The organism is Capillimicrobium parvum, from assembly GCF_021172045.1.
Taxonomy (GTDB): domain Bacteria; phylum Actinomycetota; class Thermoleophilia; order Solirubrobacterales; family Solirubrobacteraceae; genus Capillimicrobium; species Capillimicrobium parvum.
This window is the reverse complement of record NZ_CP087164.1, coordinates 772,517-791,060: the sequence shown is the minus strand read 5'-3', so window position 1 is coordinate 791,060 and position 18,544 is coordinate 772,517. Positions and strand designations below refer to the sequence as shown.

13 protein-coding genes and 1 pseudogene are annotated in these 18,544 nt (G+C 71.5%); 5 read left to right on the top strand and 9 right to left on the bottom strand.

Features of this window, described 5'->3' with window-relative positions; translation table 11 throughout:
• Positions 1-5 precede the first annotated feature (5 nt).
• The 9 genes from DSM104329_RS03885 to DSM104329_RS03845 all read right to left on the bottom strand — a co-directional run bounded on the left by DSM104329_RS03885 (position 6) and on the right by DSM104329_RS03845 (position 11,820).
• Positions 6-1,691 (bottom strand): hydantoinase B/oxoprolinase family protein, encoded by a 1,686-nt coding sequence (locus tag DSM104329_RS03885; RefSeq protein WP_259314079.1) that lies wholly within the window; start codon positions 1,689-1,691, stop codon positions 6-8.
• Entirely contained in the window at positions 1,688-3,763 is a 2,076-nt protein-coding gene (locus tag DSM104329_RS03880; RefSeq protein WP_259314078.1) for a hydantoinase/oxoprolinase family protein, read from the bottom strand. The genes DSM104329_RS03885 and DSM104329_RS03880 overlap by 4 nt, the downstream gene beginning before the upstream one ends.
• Positions 3,764-3,879: 116 nt before the next feature.
• Complete coding sequence (locus tag DSM104329_RS03875) at positions 3,880-4,662, bottom strand: IclR family transcriptional regulator (RefSeq protein ID WP_259314077.1); 783 nt, start codon at positions 4,660-4,662, stop codon at positions 3,880-3,882.
• A gap of 15 nt (positions 4,663-4,677) precedes the next feature.
• Positions 4,678-5,511 carry an HAD-IIA family hydrolase gene (locus DSM104329_RS03870; RefSeq protein WP_259314076.1) on the bottom strand — a complete coding sequence of 278 codons (834 nt, stop codon included), beginning with the start codon at positions 5,509-5,511 and terminating at the stop codon, positions 4,678-4,680.
• 4 nt (positions 5,512-5,515) lie between these two features.
• The gene (locus DSM104329_RS03865) at positions 5,516-7,006 is read right to left on the bottom strand and encodes a hypothetical protein (RefSeq protein ID WP_259314075.1); all 1,491 of its coding nucleotides are present in this window, start codon (positions 7,004-7,006) and stop codon (positions 5,516-5,518) included.
• Complete coding sequence (locus tag DSM104329_RS03860; protein WP_259314074.1) at positions 7,003-8,373, bottom strand: acetyl-CoA carboxylase biotin carboxylase subunit; 1,371 nt, start codon at positions 8,371-8,373, stop codon at positions 7,003-7,005. Before DSM104329_RS03860 ends, DSM104329_RS03865 begins: the two co-directional genes overlap by 4 nt.
• Positions 8,370-8,870 (bottom strand): acetyl-CoA carboxylase biotin carboxyl carrier protein, encoded by a 501-nt coding sequence (gene accB, locus DSM104329_RS03855; RefSeq protein ID WP_259314073.1) that lies wholly within the window; start codon positions 8,868-8,870, stop codon positions 8,370-8,372. The genes DSM104329_RS03860 and accB overlap by 4 nt, the downstream gene beginning before the upstream one ends.
• A complete protein-coding gene (locus DSM104329_RS03850; RefSeq protein ID WP_259316180.1) occupies positions 8,867-9,943 on the bottom strand; it encodes a PEP/pyruvate-binding domain-containing protein in 1,077 nt (358 codons plus the stop codon). Before DSM104329_RS03850 ends, accB begins: the two co-directional genes overlap by 4 nt.
• A 2-nt stretch (positions 9,944-9,945) precedes the next feature.
• The gene (locus tag DSM104329_RS03845; protein ID WP_259314072.1) at positions 9,946-11,820 is read right to left on the bottom strand and encodes a PEP-utilizing enzyme; all 1,875 of its coding nucleotides are present in this window, start codon (positions 11,818-11,820) and stop codon (positions 9,946-9,948) included.
• 264 nt (positions 11,821-12,084) lie between these two features.
• Between DSM104329_RS03845 and DSM104329_RS03840 the strand changes: the two genes are divergently transcribed.
• The 5 genes and pseudogenes from DSM104329_RS03840 to DSM104329_RS03820 all read left to right on the top strand — a co-directional run bounded on the left by DSM104329_RS03840 (position 12,085) and on the right by DSM104329_RS03820 (position 18,537).
• Positions 12,085-13,584 carry a 4-hydroxyphenylacetate 3-hydroxylase family protein gene (locus DSM104329_RS03840; protein ID WP_259314071.1) on the top strand — a complete coding sequence of 500 codons (1,500 nt, stop codon included), beginning with the start codon at positions 12,085-12,087 and terminating at the stop codon, positions 13,582-13,584.
• A gap of 13 nt (positions 13,585-13,597) precedes the next feature.
• Positions 13,598-15,454: a feruloyl-CoA synthase gene (locus tag DSM104329_RS03835; RefSeq protein ID WP_259314070.1), complete on the top strand. Its 1,857-nt coding sequence runs from the start codon at positions 13,598-13,600 to the stop codon at positions 15,452-15,454.
• Positions 15,451-16,322, top strand: a pseudogene (locus DSM104329_RS03830) (amidohydrolase family protein). The gene DSM104329_RS03835 and the pseudogene DSM104329_RS03830 overlap by 4 nt, the downstream one beginning before the upstream one ends.
• Before the next feature lie 23 nt (positions 16,323-16,345).
• The gene (locus tag DSM104329_RS03825) at positions 16,346-17,491 is read left to right on the top strand and encodes a flavin reductase (RefSeq protein WP_259314069.1); all 1,146 of its coding nucleotides are present in this window, start codon (positions 16,346-16,348) and stop codon (positions 17,489-17,491) included.
• Between the two features lie 281 nt (positions 17,492-17,772).
• Positions 17,773-18,537, top strand: a complete 765-nt coding sequence (locus tag DSM104329_RS03820) for an SDR family NAD(P)-dependent oxidoreductase (protein ID WP_259314068.1) — start codon at positions 17,773-17,775, stop codon at positions 18,535-18,537.
• The last annotated feature ends 7 nt before the right edge of the window (positions 18,538-18,544 follow it).

The following is an 18,544-nucleotide window of genomic DNA, read 5'->3' as shown; positions in this document are numbered from 1 at the left end:
CGCGCTCATCCGCCCGTCACGGCGATGCCGTCGGCATCGTCGCGCGCGGAGGCCTCCGGGGCGCGCAGCGCGGGATCTCCGTACCCGCCGCCGCTGGGGCCGACGAGCCGCAGGACCGTACCCGCGGCCGCCTTGCGGTACGGGCTGTTGGACGGCAGATCGCGCTCGGCGTCCGTGCCCGGGTCGAGCACCACGCGGCCCGGCGTGCCGTCGGCGCCGCCGAACAGGCCGGGGGGCGCGCTGCTGCTGCCGTCGCCCTCCATGGAGAAGCCGCCGTCGGCGAGGAACTCGAACTCGCGCACCGAGCCCAGGCCACCCCGCCACCGCCCCGCGCCCGCGCCGCGGTCGGACAGCTCGTAGCGCGTCACCCGCAGCGGATAGTGCGACTCGATGTCCTCGACCGGGTTGTTGCGCGTGTTCGCGTACAGCGTGTCGACGGCGTCGATCCCGTCCTTGCCGAAGCGCCCGCCGTAGCTGCCCTCCATGATGTCCATGTAGACCCAGGCGGCCCCGTCCGCCTCGCCGGAGAACGCGGTCACCTTGAGATTGCCGATCCCCGCGGAGACCGCCTCGGGCAGCACCGGCGCGAGGGCGCGCATGACGGTCGCGGCGACGATGTTGCCCGAGCAGAACCGGGCGATCGTCGGCGCGGGGAAGCGCGGGTTGGCGAGCGTGCCGAGCGGTGCCTCGATCGTGATCGGCCGGAACAGCCCGGAGTTGGTCGCGACGGGATCGCTCGTGGCCGAGTCGAGCAGCAGCGACCGCAGCGTGACGTACACCGCCGCGTCGACCGTGCCGACGAACGGCATGTTGATCGGCAGGTCGACCTGCGGCGCGGTGCCGGTCAGGTCGACGTGCAGGTCGGATCCGCTCACGGTGATCGCGACCTTGATCGCGAGGTCGCGGTAGCCCGGATCGGGATGGTCGAGGAAGCCGTCGAGGATCCCCTCGGCCTCGTAGCGGCCGTCGCCGATCGCCTCGATCGCCTGGCGCAGCATCCGCTCCGAGTGGTCCATCAGGTGCTCGGATGCGGCGACGACGCGATCGAGGCCGTGCTCGGCGATCAGCTCGCGGAAGCGCTCGGCGCCGAACGTCGCCGCGGCGACCTGCGCCTCGAGGTCGCCGACGACGAGTCGCGGAACGCGCGTGTTGTCGGCGATGATCCGCCACGCGCTCTCGACCCGCCGGCCGCCCTCCTGCACCTTGACCGCGTTGAGGTGCAGGCCCTCGGCGAAGGTGTCGCCGGCGTCGACGATCCCGCAGCTGCCGGGACTGAGCGCACCGAGGTCGAGGTGGTGGGCCGTCGTCACCGAGAACCCGACGAGCCGGTCCTCGACGAACACGGGCACGACCAGACCCACGTCGGGCTGGTGCGACGAGCCGTAGTACGGATGGTTGTGGATGACCACGTCGCCCGGCTGCCACGTGTCGCCGAGCTCGGCGAAGCGCCGGTTGATGCCGGCGACGTAGCCGGGGATCGGCGCGGACTGCAGCGGCGTCGACTGCGTCGAGACGCACAGCTGGCGGCCCTGGTCGTCGCAGATCGCGCAGCCGAAGTCCTCGGACTCGCGGATGATCGACGAGTACGACATGCGCGTCAGGCGGTAGCCCATCTCGATCGCGATCGAGCTCAGGCTGCCGCCGATGACCGACGCGCTGACGGGGTCGATGGTCGCGCTGGACGTGGTCATCGTCGGCCTCCCTGGGTCGTGCGGACGGCGGACAGCAGCAGCGGGCCGCCGGGATCGGCGGTCGCCCGCCAGCTCGGCGGCACGACGATCGTCGTGTCGCGCTGGAAGATGACCGCCGGGCCGTCGATCGGCTCGGCGATCGGCAGGCGCTCTCGCAGCAGCCGCCGGGTCGGCAGGTCGGCGAGCTCGCCGCCGACGTCCCAGACGGACGCCGCCTCGCCGATCGTCGCGGACGCGAGATCGCCGCCGCCCACGGCGATGCGCGTGAGCCGCGGGCGATCCCCGGCGGCGCGCACGCGGACGTTGACGATCTCGATCGGGTCGGCGAGCGCGCGGCCGTACTCCTGCTCGTGGACGGCGTGGAAGCGGTCGAGCGCCGCCTCCGCGAACGCGTGGCCGTCGAACGGGATGCGCAGCTCGTAGCCCTGACCGACGTAGCGGCAGTCCAGCGACCGCTCGACCCGCACCTGGTCGGGGTCGGCGCCGTCGCGCTGCAGACGCTCGAGCAGGATGGCGGTGAGCTGCGCGAAGAGCTCGTCGATCCGCGCCCCGTCGATGGCGCCCTGGACCATGAGCACCGTGGACATGAGGTCGTAGCGCAGCTCGGAGGTCAGCAGCCCGGTCGCCGACGTGATGCCCGGGTGCGGCGGGATGAGGACCTCGGGGATCTCGAGCATGTCGGCGAGATCGGCGGCGTGCAGCGGCCCCGCCCCGCCGAACGCGACGAGCGCGAAGCTGCGCGGGTCGCGGCCGCGCTCGACGGTGATCCCGCGGATCGTCCGCGCCATCTGCGCGTTGGCGATCCGCAGGACGCCGGCGGCGGTGTCGAGCCGGCTCATGCCCAGCTCGGCGGCCAGGCGATCGATCGCCGCGGCGGCCGCCCCCGGGTCGAGCGGCATGTCGCCCCCGAGGAACCGCTCGGGGTCGATGCGCCCGAGGACGAGATGCGCGTCGGTGATCGTCGCGTCGGGGCCGCCGCGGCCGTAGCACGCGGGCCCCGGGTCGGCCCCGGCGCTCTGCGGTCCGACGCGGAACGCGCCGGCGGCATCGAGGCGGGCGATCGAGCCGCCGCCCGCGCCGATCGTCTCGATGTCGAACATGGGGACGAGCAGCGGGTAGCCGGCGACCTGCGTGTCGCGCGCGGAGGCCTCGGTCACCATGCCGTCGGCCACGATCCCGATGTCGGCGCTCGTGCCGCCCATGTCGAAGGTGATGAGGTTCCGGCGACCGGTCAGCCCGGCCGCCCACTGCGCACCGAGCACGCCGGCGGCGGGGCCGGAGAGCATGAGCGTGACCGGCCGCTCGGCCGCCTCCCGTGCGCTCGCGACGCCGCCGTTGCTGCGCATCACGAGGAGCTCGGCGGCGACGCCCCGGCTCGCGAGCCCTTGGGTCAGGCGGGCGAGGTACCGGCCCGTGCCCGGTCCGACGAAGGCGTTCATCGCGGTGGTGTTGAAACGCTCGAACTCGCGGAACTGCGGGCTCACGTCCGCGCTGGTCGTCACGAAGGCGTCCGGCATCGCGTCGCGGACGAGCTGCGCCGCGCGCTTCTCGTGGGCGTCGTCGAGGTAGGAGAACAGGAAGCAGACGGCGACGGCCTCGACGCCGGCGTCGCGCAGCTGGGCGGCGGCGGCCCGGACGGCGTCCTCGTCGAGCGCCTGCACCACGTCGCCGCGCGGCGGCGCGATGCGCTCCGGCACGGTGAGGCGCTCCGAGCGCCGGACGAACGGGCGGTCCTGCCACGGGACGTCCTGCATGACCGAGTACGGCTCCGGGCGCTGGTGGCGCCCGATGTGCAGGACGTCGCGCATGCCGTCGGTGGTGATCAGGCCGGTCTTCGCCCCTCGGTGCTCGAGCACCGCGTTCGTCGCGATCGTCGTCCCGTGCAGCACCCCGTCGAGCGCGTCCGTCCCGACCTGCGCAAGCGCGCACAGCTCGGCGATCCCCTCCACGAGCGCGCGCGACGGGTCGTCCGGGCTCGAGCGCAGCTTGTGGACGACGAGCGCGTCGGTCCCGGAGTCGTAGAGCGCGAGGTCCGTGAACGTCCCACCGATGTCGATACCTGCGAACAGCAAGCGACCTCCCGGTGCCGTGGATGCGACGGCGTCGAAGAGCGCAAGTTCTACCGGCTCGGGCACGGCCGGTCAGCCGTGAGGGGTCAGGCCCCGGTCAGGCCGCACATCCCGCCCGCTCAGGTTCGCGGAACGTACAACTCGGCGCCGATCTGCTCCACGCAGGCCCCCAGCGGCCCGGCCAGCGCGCGGATGGCCTCGCCGTCCAGCCGCGAGACCGGCGCGGAGATGCTGACCGCCGCGCGCGTGCCGACCGCTCCCTGGATGGCCATCCCCACCGCGCTGAGCTCCGACTCGCTCTCGCCGAAGTTCGTCGCGTAGCCCACCGCGCGGATGTCCTCCAGCTCTCGCTCCAGGCGCGCCCGGGTCGAGATCGACTTCTCGGTCCGTCCCTTGATCCGGGGCGTCGGGTAGAGCTCGCGCAGGCGATCCGCAGGCAGCTCCGCGAGCAGCGCCTTGCCGATCGAGGTGCAGTGCGCCGGCATGGTCTCGCCCGTGCGCGAGCCGACGCGCACCGCCTTCGTCGTCTCGACGCTGTCGACGAACAGGACCTCGTTGTCGCGCAGGACGGCGAGATGGACCGTCTCGCCGACGTCACGGCAGAGGGCCTCCAGATGGGGACGGGCCGCATCGCGGATGTCCATCCGCCCGACGACGGCAAGACCGAGATCGACCAGCGCAGGTCCGGCGAGGTAGGCGCGCGACTGCTCGTCCTGCGTCACGAACCCGTGGTACTGCAGCATGGCCAGAAGCCGGTGGGCCGTCGACGGGGCCACGCCCATCGCCTCGCCCGCCTCGGAGACCCGGATCGCCGTTCGGTCCCGGTAGGTGAGCAGCAGCCTCAGCGCATTGTCGACCGATTCGATCGGATAGGCAGGGCGCTCCCGGGACGGTCCGGTCATGTCGGCAGCGTAGCCTCAGCCCAACCGCGCGAGCAGGTGGGTCAGGTCTTCGAGCACGAGGTCCGGGCGGTCAACCGTCGAGCGACGATCGACGTCCTCAGCGGTCGAGGTGCCGGTGAGGGTCAGGACCGAGGCCGCTCCCGCGGCCTTCGCCATCTCGATCTCCAGAGCGAGATCGTCGCCGACCACCGCCACCCGACCGGCGTCGAGCCCGAGCATCCCGGCCGCCGCGTCCATCACCGCCTGGGACGGCTTGCCGGTGAGCCGCGGCCGGACGCCCGTGACATGGGCGAGCCCGGCGCCGATCACGCTCGAGAGGCCGACGGCGCGACCGCCGCGCGCCGGAAACGACGGCGCGTCCGAGGTGAGGAAGAACGCCGCACCGGCCCAGATGGCCTGGCATGCCGCCTCGATCTTGGCGGCATCGAGACCTCGATCGTGACCGACGAGCACGACGTTGGCCTCGGGCCAGCGCTCGGGCGCCACGATCTCGACCCCGCCGTCCTCGAGCGGTTCCTCGATGCCCTCGCCGCCGATGACCAGCGCCCGAGGGCGCGCCACGTGCGCCGCGATCATCCGCGCGGCGACCACGGGCGGGGTCAGGCAGTCGCGCGCCGAGACGGCGAAGCCCGCCGCGCGCAGGTGCTCCACGTACCGCCGGGGCGGCTGGCTGCTGCCGTTCGTGCAGAAGACCAGCGGCACGTCGCGCGATTGGAGCGTCTCGACGAGCTCGAGCGCCCCGGGAAGGGCCCGACCGCCTTCGCCGCCCGGCCGGGCACCGAGAACCAGCGTGCCGTCGATGTCGAAGATCAGCCCGTCCACGTCCGGCAGGCCGTCGATCAGCGGCACCGGATCAGCCCTCGACGCCTGGCCCGCGCGCCGGCAGGGCGCGCTGCGTGTCGAGGAGGAAGCCGCCCTTGCGGACCTGAACGCGCGACACGTCGGTCCGCGTGCCGAGCTCGCGTATGAGGTCGACGATCGGACGCGCGGCGCTCGTCGCACGCAGGGCCGGGGACGTCCGGATGGCGTCCATCTGCTCGGCGGGCATGACGATCCGCATCAGCAGCTCCTCGTCGTCCAGCGTGGCGCCGAGGCGGCGGCGATGGTCCGCGAGCGTCATCTCGGCCGCGCCGTCGCGGCCGGACGCCGCTCCGGCCGACGCGAGCACCCGGTCGCGCACGTCGGGGTCGACCGGCGCCGGCGGTTCGCCGTAGACGCCGCGCACGTAGGCGACGACCTCGTTGGGAACCATCGAGTAGCGCTCGCCCGACACGACGTTCATCACCGCCTGCGCACCCATGAACTGCGAGAAGGGCGTGACCATGATCGGGTAGCCGAGCTCCTGCCGGACGACCGCCACCTCCTCGAGGACCTCGGGCAGGCGGTCGGCCATCCCCATCTCGGTCAGCTGGCGACGCAGCGTGCCCATCATCCCGCCCGGAACCTGGTGGTCGTAGTAGGCGACGTCGTACTCCACCGGTGCGCCGACCGGCAGGCCCTTGCGGCGGGCGACGCTGTGGAAGTAGCCGGCGATCTCGGCCAGCGCCTCGTCGTCGACGGACACGTCGTATCCGAGCTGGCGCAGGTTGCGCGCCGTGTTCTCGACCGACGGCTGGGCCGAGCCGTTGGCCAGCGGCGAGATCGCCGTGTGGACGGCGTCCACGCCGAGTGCGGCGCCTTCGAGGTAGCACAGCGGCGCCAGGCCCGTGTTGCAGTGGGCGTGCATCTCGAGCCGGCGGGTGCCGATCCTCGACCGCATGACCGGGATCAGCGAACGGGTCCGCTCAGGCGTCAGCAGACCGCCGACGTCCTTGAGGTACACGGCGTCGACCAGCGGCGATGCGGCGATGCGGTCGATGCGCTGCGCGTAGTAGTCGTCGGTGTGGACGGGGCTGACCGTGTAGACGATGCCCATCACGACCTCGGCGTCGCCGGCGCTCTTGATGAGCGAGGCGATCTTCAGCGCCGCGTCGATGTCGTTGAGCGAGTCGATGACCCAGAAGCGCCGGATCCCGTTCTTCATCAGCAGCCGCAGCGCGAACTCCATGATCTCCAGGGGCGTGCGATCCCAGCTGATGAACCTCAGGCCGCTGGTCAGGAAGCCCAGCGGGGTGTCGGGGAGCGCCTGCGCCGCATTGCGGATGCGCTCCCACGGGTCCTCGTGGTGGAACCGCACGCTGGTCGCCATGAGCGTGCTCGTGATGAACTCGATCGCCTCGTAGCCCGCCCGGGCGAGGGCCGGCAGGACGTCGGACACCATGACGTTGTCGATGCCGGTGGCGCCCCACTGGCTCTGGTTGCCGTCGCGCAGCGTGGTGTCGATCAGGCCGATCGTCCGGCTCATGCGGTCTCCATCAGAAGGTCGGCCAGTTCCTCGTCCAGCCAGCTGGTGGTCACCTCGCCGGCGGCGAACGCCGGATGCGCGAGGACCGTCTGGTGCAGCGAGATGGTGGTCGGGACGCCGTCGACGACGAATGCGTCCAGCGCGTCGCGCATCAGCGCGATCGCCGCCGGACGGTCGCCGGCGTGCGCGATGACCTTGGCCAGCAGGGCGTCGTAGTACGGCGGGACGAGATAGGACGAGAAGCAGTGCGAGTCCACGCGGACCCCGGGAAGGTCGGGCGGCTCCCAGCGGTCGATGCGCCCCGGACGCGGCAGGAGCCCGTCGGCGGTGGGGATCTGGGCGTTGACCCGGCATTCGATCGCGTGACCGTCGAAGGCGACGTCGCGCTGCGCAACGCTCAGCGGCTGCCCGCACGCGATCCGGATCTGCTCCTGGACCAGGTCGACGCCGGTGACCGCTTCGGTGACGGGGTGCTCCACCTGGATGCGCGGGTTGACCTCCAGGAAGAAGAGCTCGCGGCGCTGCACGTCGAAGAGGAACTCCACGGTGCCGAGGTTGTCGTAGCCCACCTCGCCGCCGAGCGCGACGGCACAGGCCAGCAGGTCCGCTCGCTCGCGCGGCGTGAGACTGGGTGAGGGAGACTCCTCCAGCAGCTTCTGATAGCCGTACTGGAGCGAGCACTCGCGCTCACCCAGGTGGATCGTGGTTGCATGGCGATCGCCGGCGATCTGCACCTCGAGGTGCTTGCCGGCGGCGACGTAGCGCTCGACGTAGAGCCGGCCGTCGCCGAACGAGGCGACCGCCTCCGAGGCGGCGACCGGGAACGACTCGCGAAGCTCGGCCTGGCTGCGAACGATGCGGATGCCCTTGCCCCCGCCCCCATGAGCCGCCTTCAGCAGCAGCGGGTAGCCGAGCTCCTCGGCGACCGCGAGTGCGTCGCCGACCCCGTCCACGCTGCGGCCGGGCAGCAGCGGAACGCCGGCCTGACCGGCCAGCCGCCGCGCCGTGACCTTGTCGCCGAAGCCGACGAGGTGGCGCGCGCTCGGGCCCACGAAGATCAGGCCCTCGTCCGCGCACGTGCGGGCCAGGCCCGCGTTCTCCGACAGGAAGCCGTAGCCCGGGTGCAGCGCATCGCAACCGGTGGCGAGTGCGGCGTGCACCATGGCGTCGGCCAGCAGATAGCTCTGCGTCGCGGGCGCCTCGCCCACGCACACCGTCCGGCCGGCGCGCCGGGCCGGGAGGCTGTCGAGGTCCGCCGCGGATGCGGCGAGGACCGTCTCGATGCCGAGCGCGTCGCACGCCCCGATGATGCGCAGCGCGATCTCGCCACGCTGAGCGACGAGCAGGCGCCGGGGCAGGGACGTCACGGCGCGGGGGCGGGCTCGACGGCGAACAGCGGCCCGTTGGCCTCGACGAGCTCCCCGTCCGAGACGAGGCACTCGACGATCGTGCCCCGGACCCCCGCCTGGACCGAGTTCATCATCTTCATCACCTCGACGATGCAGACCACCGTCGTCTCGTCGACCTGGGAGCCGACGGCGACGAAGGGCTCGGCACCGGGCTCGGGGCGCGAGTAGAACGTGCCGAGCAGGGGCGAGCTGACCGTCGTGCGGCGGTCCGGTGCCGGTGCGGGCACGTTCGCGGGGGGCGCCGGCGCGGCGGCGGCCGGGCCGGGCGCGGGGGCGGCGGGCATCGCGTCCGGTGGCACGGCCTCCGCCGCAGGCGCGCCGGCCTTGGTCACCGTCAGCGTCAGCGCGCCCTGACGGACCGTGACCTCGTCGAAGTCGAGCGTGTTGATCAGCGACAGGATCGCGTCGACGTCCGAACCCGTGAGCTCGTCGCCGCCATCTCCGTCGTCGCTCATCGGCGATCCTTGGTGAGGTTGGCGACGATCCAGTCGGTGACGCCCTGTCCGGCGATCGCCACGCTGGGGCGCCGGCCATGGACCGTCACCGGCCGGCGTTGGACCAGCAGCACGTTCTCGGGAAACGGCAGGCGGGCGTCGAGCGCCCACTCGACGTCCTGCGCGCCACCGTGGTGGGTGTGCAGCTCGACGCCGAGACGGGCGATCTCGAGCACCTCGTCGTCGTCGAGGCACGCCGCCTTCCGCTGCTCGTCGGGGACGGCAACGAGCTCGACGTTGCCATCGTCGCCGGCCCGCGCCGCCGCGACGTACTGCTCGGTCTTGTCGGCGATCCGGCGGTCGCAGACGGTCATGTTGACGCGGTCGACCAGATAGCGGTCCGGCGTCACCTCACCGCCGACGACGGAGAGGCCGAGACCCCAGTTGGCCTCGATCGAGATGCGCGACGGATCGCCGGAGAGCGGGTTGACGGTGAACATGACGCCCGCGACCCGCGCATCGACCATCAGCTGCACGACCACCGCCATCTCGGCGGCGGCCGCGTCCATCCCGTGCTCGCTGACGTAGACGATCGCGCGACGGTTGAACAGGCTGGCCCAGCACCGCCGCACCGCGGCGACGACCTCCTCCTCCCCGCGGATCCAGAGGTAGCTCTCGTACTCGCCGGCGAAGCTGGCCGCGTCGCCGTCCTCGGCCACGGCGCTCGAGCGGACGGCGACCGCCGGGTTCTCGGTTCCGAGCGCAGCCCCGAGGTCGCGATACGCCTCGACGATGGCGTCGCGGATGCGATCGGGGACCTCGTGGTCGAGGATGAGCGCTCGTACGTGGTCGGCGGCCGCGACCGCGGCGGCCTCGTCGCCGGCGTCGCCGGCCGCTGCCGCGATGGCCTCGCCGAGCTGCGGCGCGGCAAGCGCCTCACGGCACGCCCGGACCGTCACCGCGAAGCCCGGCGGCACCCGCAGCCCGGCGGCGATCATGTCCGCCAGCGCGGCGCCCTTGCCGCCCGAGTGCACGCGCTCGCGGGCGAGCGGCGCGTCGAAGGGGAGCGCGTAGACCTGCTCGACGCCGGTCATGCTCACGACGCCGCCCCTGAGGTCTGCGGCGCACGGTCGCCGTCGCCGCCGTCCTCGTCGAGGAGGCTGATGGTCCCGGTGCCTCCGTCGATGCGGATGCGCTGTCCCGTCTCGATGACCGAGGTGGCCATGCCGGCGCCCACGACCGCCGGGAGCCCGTATTCGCGGCACACGATGGCCGCGTGGGACATGACCCCGCCGGCATCGGACACGACGCCCGACACGCGCGAGAACACCGAGGCCCACGACGGAGCGGTCGTCGGCGACACGAGGATCTCGCCGTGCTGCACCTGCGACAGCTCCTTCTCCGTGCGGATCACACGGGCCGGGCCCTCCACGACGCCCGGCGAAGCCGCGATGCCGTACAGGCTGCGGACCTCGCCCGTGGTGCCGCGCAGCCATTCCTGGACGCGGGCGGTGGTGACCCCGTAGTTCATGATGATGAACGGCTCGTTGATGACCTCCGGCGGCGCGCCGAGGGCGGGCGGAGCCTCCCAGTCGCGCAGCGTCTCCACGATCTCCTTGCGGCGCGCGACCTTGTCCTGCGCGCGCTTGGATCCGCGCGGAGCGACGCCGATCGCCCACGACTCGGCCACGTCGAACAGCGCTTCGGAGATCTCGTAGCGGTGCAGGTAGAAGACGTCGTCGCGCGCGGCCAGGAGTCCGCTGTGCGCCAGGAGGTCGCCGAGATCGCGCATCTTGTTCCAGAAGATCGTGTGCGACCAGTGCTCGACGTAGAAGTTGTGGTCCTCGATGTAGGGAAAGACGGTCCGCGACAGCCCGAGCAGCTGTTCGAACTGCGCCAGCTCGTCCTCGCTGGTGAACAGCTCCCGGTACTTCCCGGCGATGGCGTCGGCCTCGGCCCGCAGGCGCTCGGTCGGACGCAGGAGGTCCTCCCCGGCGCGCGCGCGCACGACGTAGTCGGCGATGCCCCGCAGCGGCACGGCCAGATCGTCGATCCAGGCGCGCTGCGTGTGGTAGAAGCCGTACTCCGAGCAGAAGTTGAACCACGGGTACTTGGCGTCGTCGAAGCGCTGGAGCCACTCGCGGCCGCCGTCGCTGTCCTTCATCGCCGCGAAGATCTCCTCCGGCGTGCCATCTCGTTCGAACGCCTCGTCGACCCCGAGCTCGACCGCGGCGCGCGCCAGCTTCTTGAGCTCCTCGTCGGGGCGGAACGCGATGACGTCGAGCCCGGCCACCATGCGCGCCACCTCCTGGTCGGAGATGTCGGGGAAGGCGCCCTTGCAGAACTCGAAGAACGTCAGGTACGCGCCGTAGCCGATGTTCAGCATCTCGAAGTGGTACTGGTGCATCAGCAGGAAGCGATCGATCAGCGTGCTGTACGCCGTGAGGGCGTCGTAGCCGCGGCTGCGCCCGAGCCCCTCGGTCACGCTCGACATCGGCTCGAGGTCGGGCAGCGCAACGAAGGTGACCGCCTCCATCTCCGTGATCGCGACCTGCGCCTTCTCCTTCCACTTCTCGTACATCGCATCCCAGTTGGCGAAGTAGAAGCCGGCGCGCTCGCCGAAATGCCGCGCGCGCTCTTCGATCTGGGCGGGGTCGGTGACCGGGACGGCGCCGAAGTAGAGGTAGCCGTTGACGAAGCGCTGGTCGAGCCCGAACACCGGCGGGACGGCGAAGACGCGCGTCGAGTAGCCACCGCAGGCGAAGCCCCAGGCTTCGACGGCGATGGTGTCGAAGGGGTAGTACGGGTGCGCGTGGTGGTACTTGTCCTGGATCCAGAACACGCTCGCCTCGTGGTCGCGAACCTCGTCCTGCGACACCAGGTAGTACGGGTACATCTCGCGCCACCCTTCGGCGCCCGGAGGCGTCGGCACCTCGAAGATGTGGGGGAACCGGTCCGGTGTATCGGTCATTTCGTGCTCTCCTCTCCGCGGTCGCGCACCGCGGTCGCCGTGCGCTCTCGCCTACGCGCGTTTTCTGTTGCGCAGAACTCGTTTGCGAAATCTAACATGACCGGCCACCCCCGACCCCAGCGCCGGGTGCTTGACTTTCTGTTGAGCGGAAACCTATCCTGTCAAACAGAATGCGCCTTCATGTGATGGTCGGCGCTTGACGGCGAGAGGAAGCGCATGACTGACCCCCGCGTCGGATCTGTCCGGCCCCAAGACGCAGCTGTGATGGATGCTCCGGCGAACAACGTGCTGACCGGAGAGCAGTACCTCGAGAGCCTGCGCGACGGCCGTGAGGTCTGGATCGACGGCGAACGCGTCGCGGACGTCACGTCCCATCCGGCGTTCCGCAACGCCGCACGCTCGGTGGCGCGGCTGTACGACGCGATGCACGACCCCGGCCAGCGCGACGTCCTGCTGGCCGAGGACCGCCACGGGATCCTGACCCACCGCTTCTTCATGCCGAGCTACGACTCGCAGGATCTGCTCGACTCGCGCGATGCGATCGCGTCCTGGTCGCGCATGTCCTACGGCTACATGGGCCGCACGCCGGACTACAAGGCGTCCTTCATGGCCACGCTCGGGGCCGATCCCGACTGGTACGAGCCCTTCGGCGACAGCGGCCGCAGGTGGTACCGCAAGTACGCCGAGAGCGTCCTCTTCCTCAACCACGTCCTGATCAACCCGCCGATCGACCGCCACCGCGCCGTCCACGAGGTCGAGGACGTCTACGTGCACGTGGTCGCCGAGCGCGACGGGGGGATGGTCGTGCGCGGCGCCAAGATGCTCGCGACCGGCTCGGCGCTCACCCATGCGACGTTCGTCGCCCAGAACAGCGCCGTCGAACTGCAGGAGGGCAAGGCCGAGGACTACGCGCTGTGCTTCATCGTGCCTATGGCGTCGCCGGGCGTGAAGCTCATCTCGCGCGCCTCCTACGAGGCCAAGGCGACGTCGCCGTTCGACGCGCCGCTGTCGGCGCGCTTCGACGAGAACGACGCCGTGATCGTCTTCGACGACGTGTTCGTCCCGTGGGAGGACGTCCTCGTCTACCGCGACGTCAGGAAGGCCACCGCGTTCTACGCGCAGTCGGGCTTCATGCCGCGCTACACGCTGCAGTCCGGCACGCGCCTGGCGGTCAAGCTCGACTTCCTGTGCGGCCTCCTGGCCCGCGGACTGAAGGCCAACGGCACCGACGGCTTCCGTGGCGTCCAGGCGCAGCTCGGGGAGCTCATGGGCTGGCGCAACCTGATCTGGGCGCTGACCTCCACGCTGTGCCACGAGACCCAGTCCGGCCCGGGCGGCAGCGTGATCCCCAAGCTGGAGTACGCGGTGCTGATCCGCCAGTTCGGCACCCAGGCGTTCGGCCTGGCACGTCAGATCTTCACGGAGCAGCTGGGCGGCGCCCCGCTGGTCGTTCCGTCGAGCGCGCAGGACCTGCTCAGCGAGGAGCTGCGTCCGACGCTCGACCGGTACTACCGAGGTTCGGACGGCGACGCGCATGACCGCATCAAGCTCTTCAAGCTCATCTGGGACGCCGTGGGCAGCGAGTTCGGCGACCGCCACGCCTGGTACGAGGTCAACTACAGCGGCAACCAGGAGCAGATCCGCCTCGACACGCTGCGCTTCTCCGGCATCGGCGGCATCACCGCCGGCCAGCAGGAGCTCGTCGATGCGTGCCTCGCGGACTACGACCTGGACGGGTGGGCACGGGGCCCGTGGACGTCGTGACCCGGCCGGCAGGATGACGGCGGGCGCGACACGCGTCTTCGCCACCCCACGCGTCCTGGTCGAAGACCGCGGCGACGTCGTGCTGCTGCGGTCAGCCGACGAGCTGGGCGAGCACGCTCCCACCCTCGGCCATCTCCTTCGGCGCCACGGCGAGCGAGCGCCTGACGCGCTGCTGGCCGCGCAGCGCCACGACGGAGGCTGGCGACGGCTCACGTGGGGCGACGCGCGGCACGCAGCCGATGCCGTAGGGCAGGCGATGCTCGACCGCGGGCTCGGCGCCGACCGGCCGCTGATGATCCTGTCGGGCAACTCCATCGAGCACCTCGTCATGGCCCTCGGGGCGCACACGACCGGCGTGCCCGTGATCCCGGTGAGCACGGCGTACTCGCTGGCCAGCCGGGACCATGCCCGCATCCGAGCGATCGCCGCGCTCTGCTCGCCGGGCATGGTCTTCGCCGACGACCCCGGCCCCTACGGCGCGGCGCTGGACGCCGTGGCCGCGCCGGGGCGGGTCGAGGTGGTGGCGCGCGGGCAGCGTGCCGGTGCGGTGCGATTCGACGACCTCGTGCGAACGCCGGCCGGGCCCGACGTCGAGCGCGCGTTCGCCGCGGTGACGCCGCAGTCCGTGGCCAAGCTGCTGTTCACGTCGGGATCGACCGGCGTCCCCAAGGGGGTCGTCAACACCCACGGGATGCTGTGCTCCAACCAGCAGGCCATCGGCCAGGTGTGGCCGTTCATGGCCGGCGAGCCGCCGGTGCTGGTCGACTGGCTGCCGTGGAGCCACACGTTCGGCGGCAACCACAACCTCGGCCAGGTGCTGGCGTTCGGGGGCAGCATCCACATCGATGACGCCAAGCCCACGGCCGAGGACTTCCCGCGAAGCATCGCCGCGCTGCGCGCGATCCGGCCGACGGTCTACTACAACGTTCCGGCGGGATACGCCCAACTGGCTTGCGCGCTGGAGGACGACCACGGGTTCGCCCGCGCGTTCTTCTCGCGCCTGCGCTTCATGTTCTCTGCCGCGGCGGCCCTGGAGCCGGCGCTCTGGGACCGGTTGCGAGCCGTGGCCGACGCGGCGAGCGACCATGACGTTCCCCTGATCGCGGGCTGGGGCGCGACCGAGACGGGGCCCGGCCTGACCGCGGCGCACTGGCACCCGGCGGCCCGCGGCTGCATCGGCCTCCCCCTGCCCGGCGTGACGCTGAAGCTGGTCGCCCGCGACACGCGCTGGGAGGCCATGGCGAAGGGCCCGGGCATCACGCCCGGCTACTTCGGACAGCCCGGGCTCACGGCGCAGACGTTCGATTCCGACGGCTTCTTCCGGACCGGGGACGCCTGCCGGTTCGTCGACGAGACCGACCCTCATCAGGGCCTGGTCTTCGATGGCCGGCTGGGCGAGGACTTCAAGCTCGTCACCGGCACGTGGGTGCGGGCCGGCCGCCTGCGCACCGCCCTGCTGGCGGAGGCCGGCGTGCTCGCCGACGCGGTCATCGCGGGCGAGAACGAGCGCTTCGTGGGCGCGCTGGCCTGGGTCGATCAGACCCGCGCGCGGCGACGCTACGGCGGCGAGCGTCCCGTCGCCCTCGATCACCCCGGGCTGCGCGACGATCTCGCGCGTGCGCTGCAGGCGCTCAATGAGGGGCAGGGATCGGCCTCGCGCATCGAACGGCTCGTCCTGCTCGACGAGCCGCCCAGCATCGACTCCGGCGAAGTCACCGACAAGGGCTCCCTCAACCGGCGCGCCGTGCTCCAACGGCGGGGGTCCGCACTGGCCGAGCTCTTCGGCGACCCGGCCTCCCGGCAGATGGTCGAGCCCGACCGCGCGCAGACCAGCGTCCAAGGCCACCCCGAACCCGCGAGACCCGCATGACCATCGATCTCCAGCGCATCACCGCCATCGACGTCCACACGCACGCCCAGGTTCCACGAACCGGGCCCCCCGATCCGATCACCACCGAGATCCTGGACGCCGCGTCCAAGCACTTCCGCACCGACGTCCCCCGTCCCAACGCCGACGAGGTCGCCGAGTACTACCGCAGCCGCAACATGGCGGCAGTCATCTTCTGCGTCGACAACGAAGCGAACACCGGCGAGGTGCCGGTCTCCAACGACGGGTGCTCGACGTCGCGCACGCCAACGACGACGTGCTCGTTCCGTTCGTCAGCCTCGATCCCCATCGCGGCAAGCGCGCGGTGAGCGAGGCGCGCCGCCTGATCGACCGGGGCGCGCGGGGGTTCAAGTTCCATCCGAACCTGCAGGGCTTCTACCCCAACGACCGGATGGCGTACGGCCTGTACGAGGCGATTGCCGAGACCGGCCTGCCCGCGCTGTTCCATACCGGCCATTCCGGCATGGGATCGGGCATGCGCGGCGGCGGAGGCATCCGCGTGAAGTACTCGAACCCGATGTTCGTCGACGACGTGGCGGTCGACTTCCCGGACATGCCGATCGTCCTCGCCCACCCCTCCTTCCCCTGGCAGGAGGAGGCCATCAGCGTGGCCATGCACAAGCCGCAGGTGTACATCGACCTCTCCGGCTGGTCGCCGAAGCTGTTTCCGCCCGTCCTGATCCAGTACGCCAACACCGTGCTGCGCGACAAGGTGTTGTTCGGATCCGACTATCCGGTCATCACGCCCGACCGGTGGCTGGCCGACTTCGAGCAGGTGCCCATCAAGGACGAGGTGCGCCCGCGCATCCTCAAGGACAACGCCGCGCGGCTCCTGGGTCTCGCCGCGTAGGACGCCTGCGACGCCGAGCTGACATGCCCGATCCACGCACCACGCCCGCGCACACCTGCGACCGCGACGTCTTTCGCGACGTGATCGGCCACTTCGCCAGCGGCGTCACCGTGATCACCACCGTCGCCGGAGGACAGCGGCACGGCATGACGGCCAGCGCGGTGAGCTCGCTGTCCATGGACCCGCCGATGCTGCTCGCCTGCCTCAACCGCAGCGCACCCACGCGGGTGGCGGTGAGCCGCGCCGGCGTGTTCGCGGTCAACATCCTCAGCGAGAACCACGGCCACATCGCCGAGCGGTTCGCCACACCGCACGCCGACAAGTTCGCGGGCCTCGCCGTGACCGAGGGCTCGACGGGCGTCCCGCTGCTGCAGGACGCGCTGGCGTGCCTCGAATGCCGGGTGACCGAGGACGTCGAGGGCGGCACCCACTCGGTGTTGTTCGGCGCGGTGGAGCGGGCCGAGGCGCGCCGCGGCTCGCCGCTGGCCTACTTCCGCGGACGATTCGGGCGACTCGAGGTGGAGGCCGACGACGCGGCGTACGCCGAGCTGCGCGACCGGGCGCTGACCGGGCGCATCCCGCCCGGCGAGCCGCTCGACGTCCAGCTGCTCGCCGACGAGCTGCGCCTCGAGCCCTGGCACGTCCACCACGCGCTCACCAAGCTGGCGGCGGAGGGCATGATCGCGCGAGACCCCGGCCGGGGGTACGTCCTCGCCCCGATCTCGCTGACCACGGTCCTCGACGCGCTCGACGCGCGCTGTCTCATCGAGATGGGCGCGGCCGAGGTGGCGGTCGGCAGCGTCTCCCGGGAGCAGCTCGACGAGCTGCGGCGCCTGATGGAGGCGACCCGCCCGCTGGTCCGCGACGGGCGCTTCGTCGACGTGGAGCGGTACGCCGCCGCCAACGCGCGATTCCACGAGCACCTCGTGAGCATCGCCGGCGGCCGGACGGCGCTGCAGGCCTACCGCGCGCTGGCGATCCCGGCGATGATGGCACGCACCCTGCGCCGGTCCGACGAGGCCGACGACGGCCTCATCGCCGATCACGAGGCGCTCGTGGACGCCTTCGAACGCGAGGACCGCGCCGCGGTCAGAGACGTGATCGCCCGCCACACGCGGCGCTCGAAGGACACGCATCGCCAAGCCTTCGAGGCCGGGGCATCACGCTGAAGCACGACTCGTGCGGCCGTACGAACCGCGCGCTCTGCTCCATCCGATCGCCGGGCCGAGGAGCTGACGGGGGCGACGCCTCGACTGCACGCAGACATCCCTGAGCTCTGGCTGGCGCTCGAGGCGCACGACCTGCTGACGGAGGTGTCGGTCTCCGAAGTGGTGTAGCGGATCTGGTTCATCCGTCCGGTTCACGCCGACCGTTCACGTGACCGTTTGATGGACTTCCCCGGGAGACGGTGGGAGTCTTCTGTCAGATTGACTCTGACCACGACACCGGTGTGAGCCGGCAGCAGAGCGAGCGGCTCGCAGGGCGCGTGGCGATCGTCACCGGCGGCACGGCCGGGATCGGCGCGGCCGTCTGCCGGCGTTTCGTCGACGAAGGGGCATGGGTCGTCGCGGTCGCCCGCGGAAGGAATGCCGGCCACGCCCTTGTCGACGAGCTCGGCGCAGATCGCGCGGCATTCGTCGCCGGCGACGTCAGCGACCGCGAAGTGGCCGCGGCCGCCGTCGCTACGGCGCTCGACGTGTTCGGACGGCTCGATGTGCTGGTCAACAACGCCGGCGTGGACCTGGCCGGCGTGCCGATCCTCCAGACAGCCGAGGCCGACATGCGTCATGTGTTGGAGGTCAACCTGCTCGGCGCCGTTCTGATGCTGCAGGCCGCCGCCAAGGCGATGGACGGAGGTGGATCGATCGTGAACGTGACGTCGCGCACCGCCCTGGTCGGCGTGCCGGGAAGCGCCTTCTACGGCGCCTCGAAGGCCGCTCTGGAGGGCTTGTCGCGCGCCGCGGCCGTCGAGCTGGCGCCCCGCAGCATCAGGGTGAACTGCGTCGCGCCGGGACTCACGGACACCGCGATGGTGTCGGACTGGCTCCAAGGCCAGTCAGAGGAGGCAATCGAAGCGGCGATGGAGAAGATCCCGCTTCGGACGCTCGCCCACCCCGATGAGGTCGCGGCCGCGATCGCGTATCTGGCCAGCGACGAGGCGCGCCCGGTGACCGGCGCGTCGATCACCGTGGACGGCGGGTACACGGCCCAATGAGCGCGCG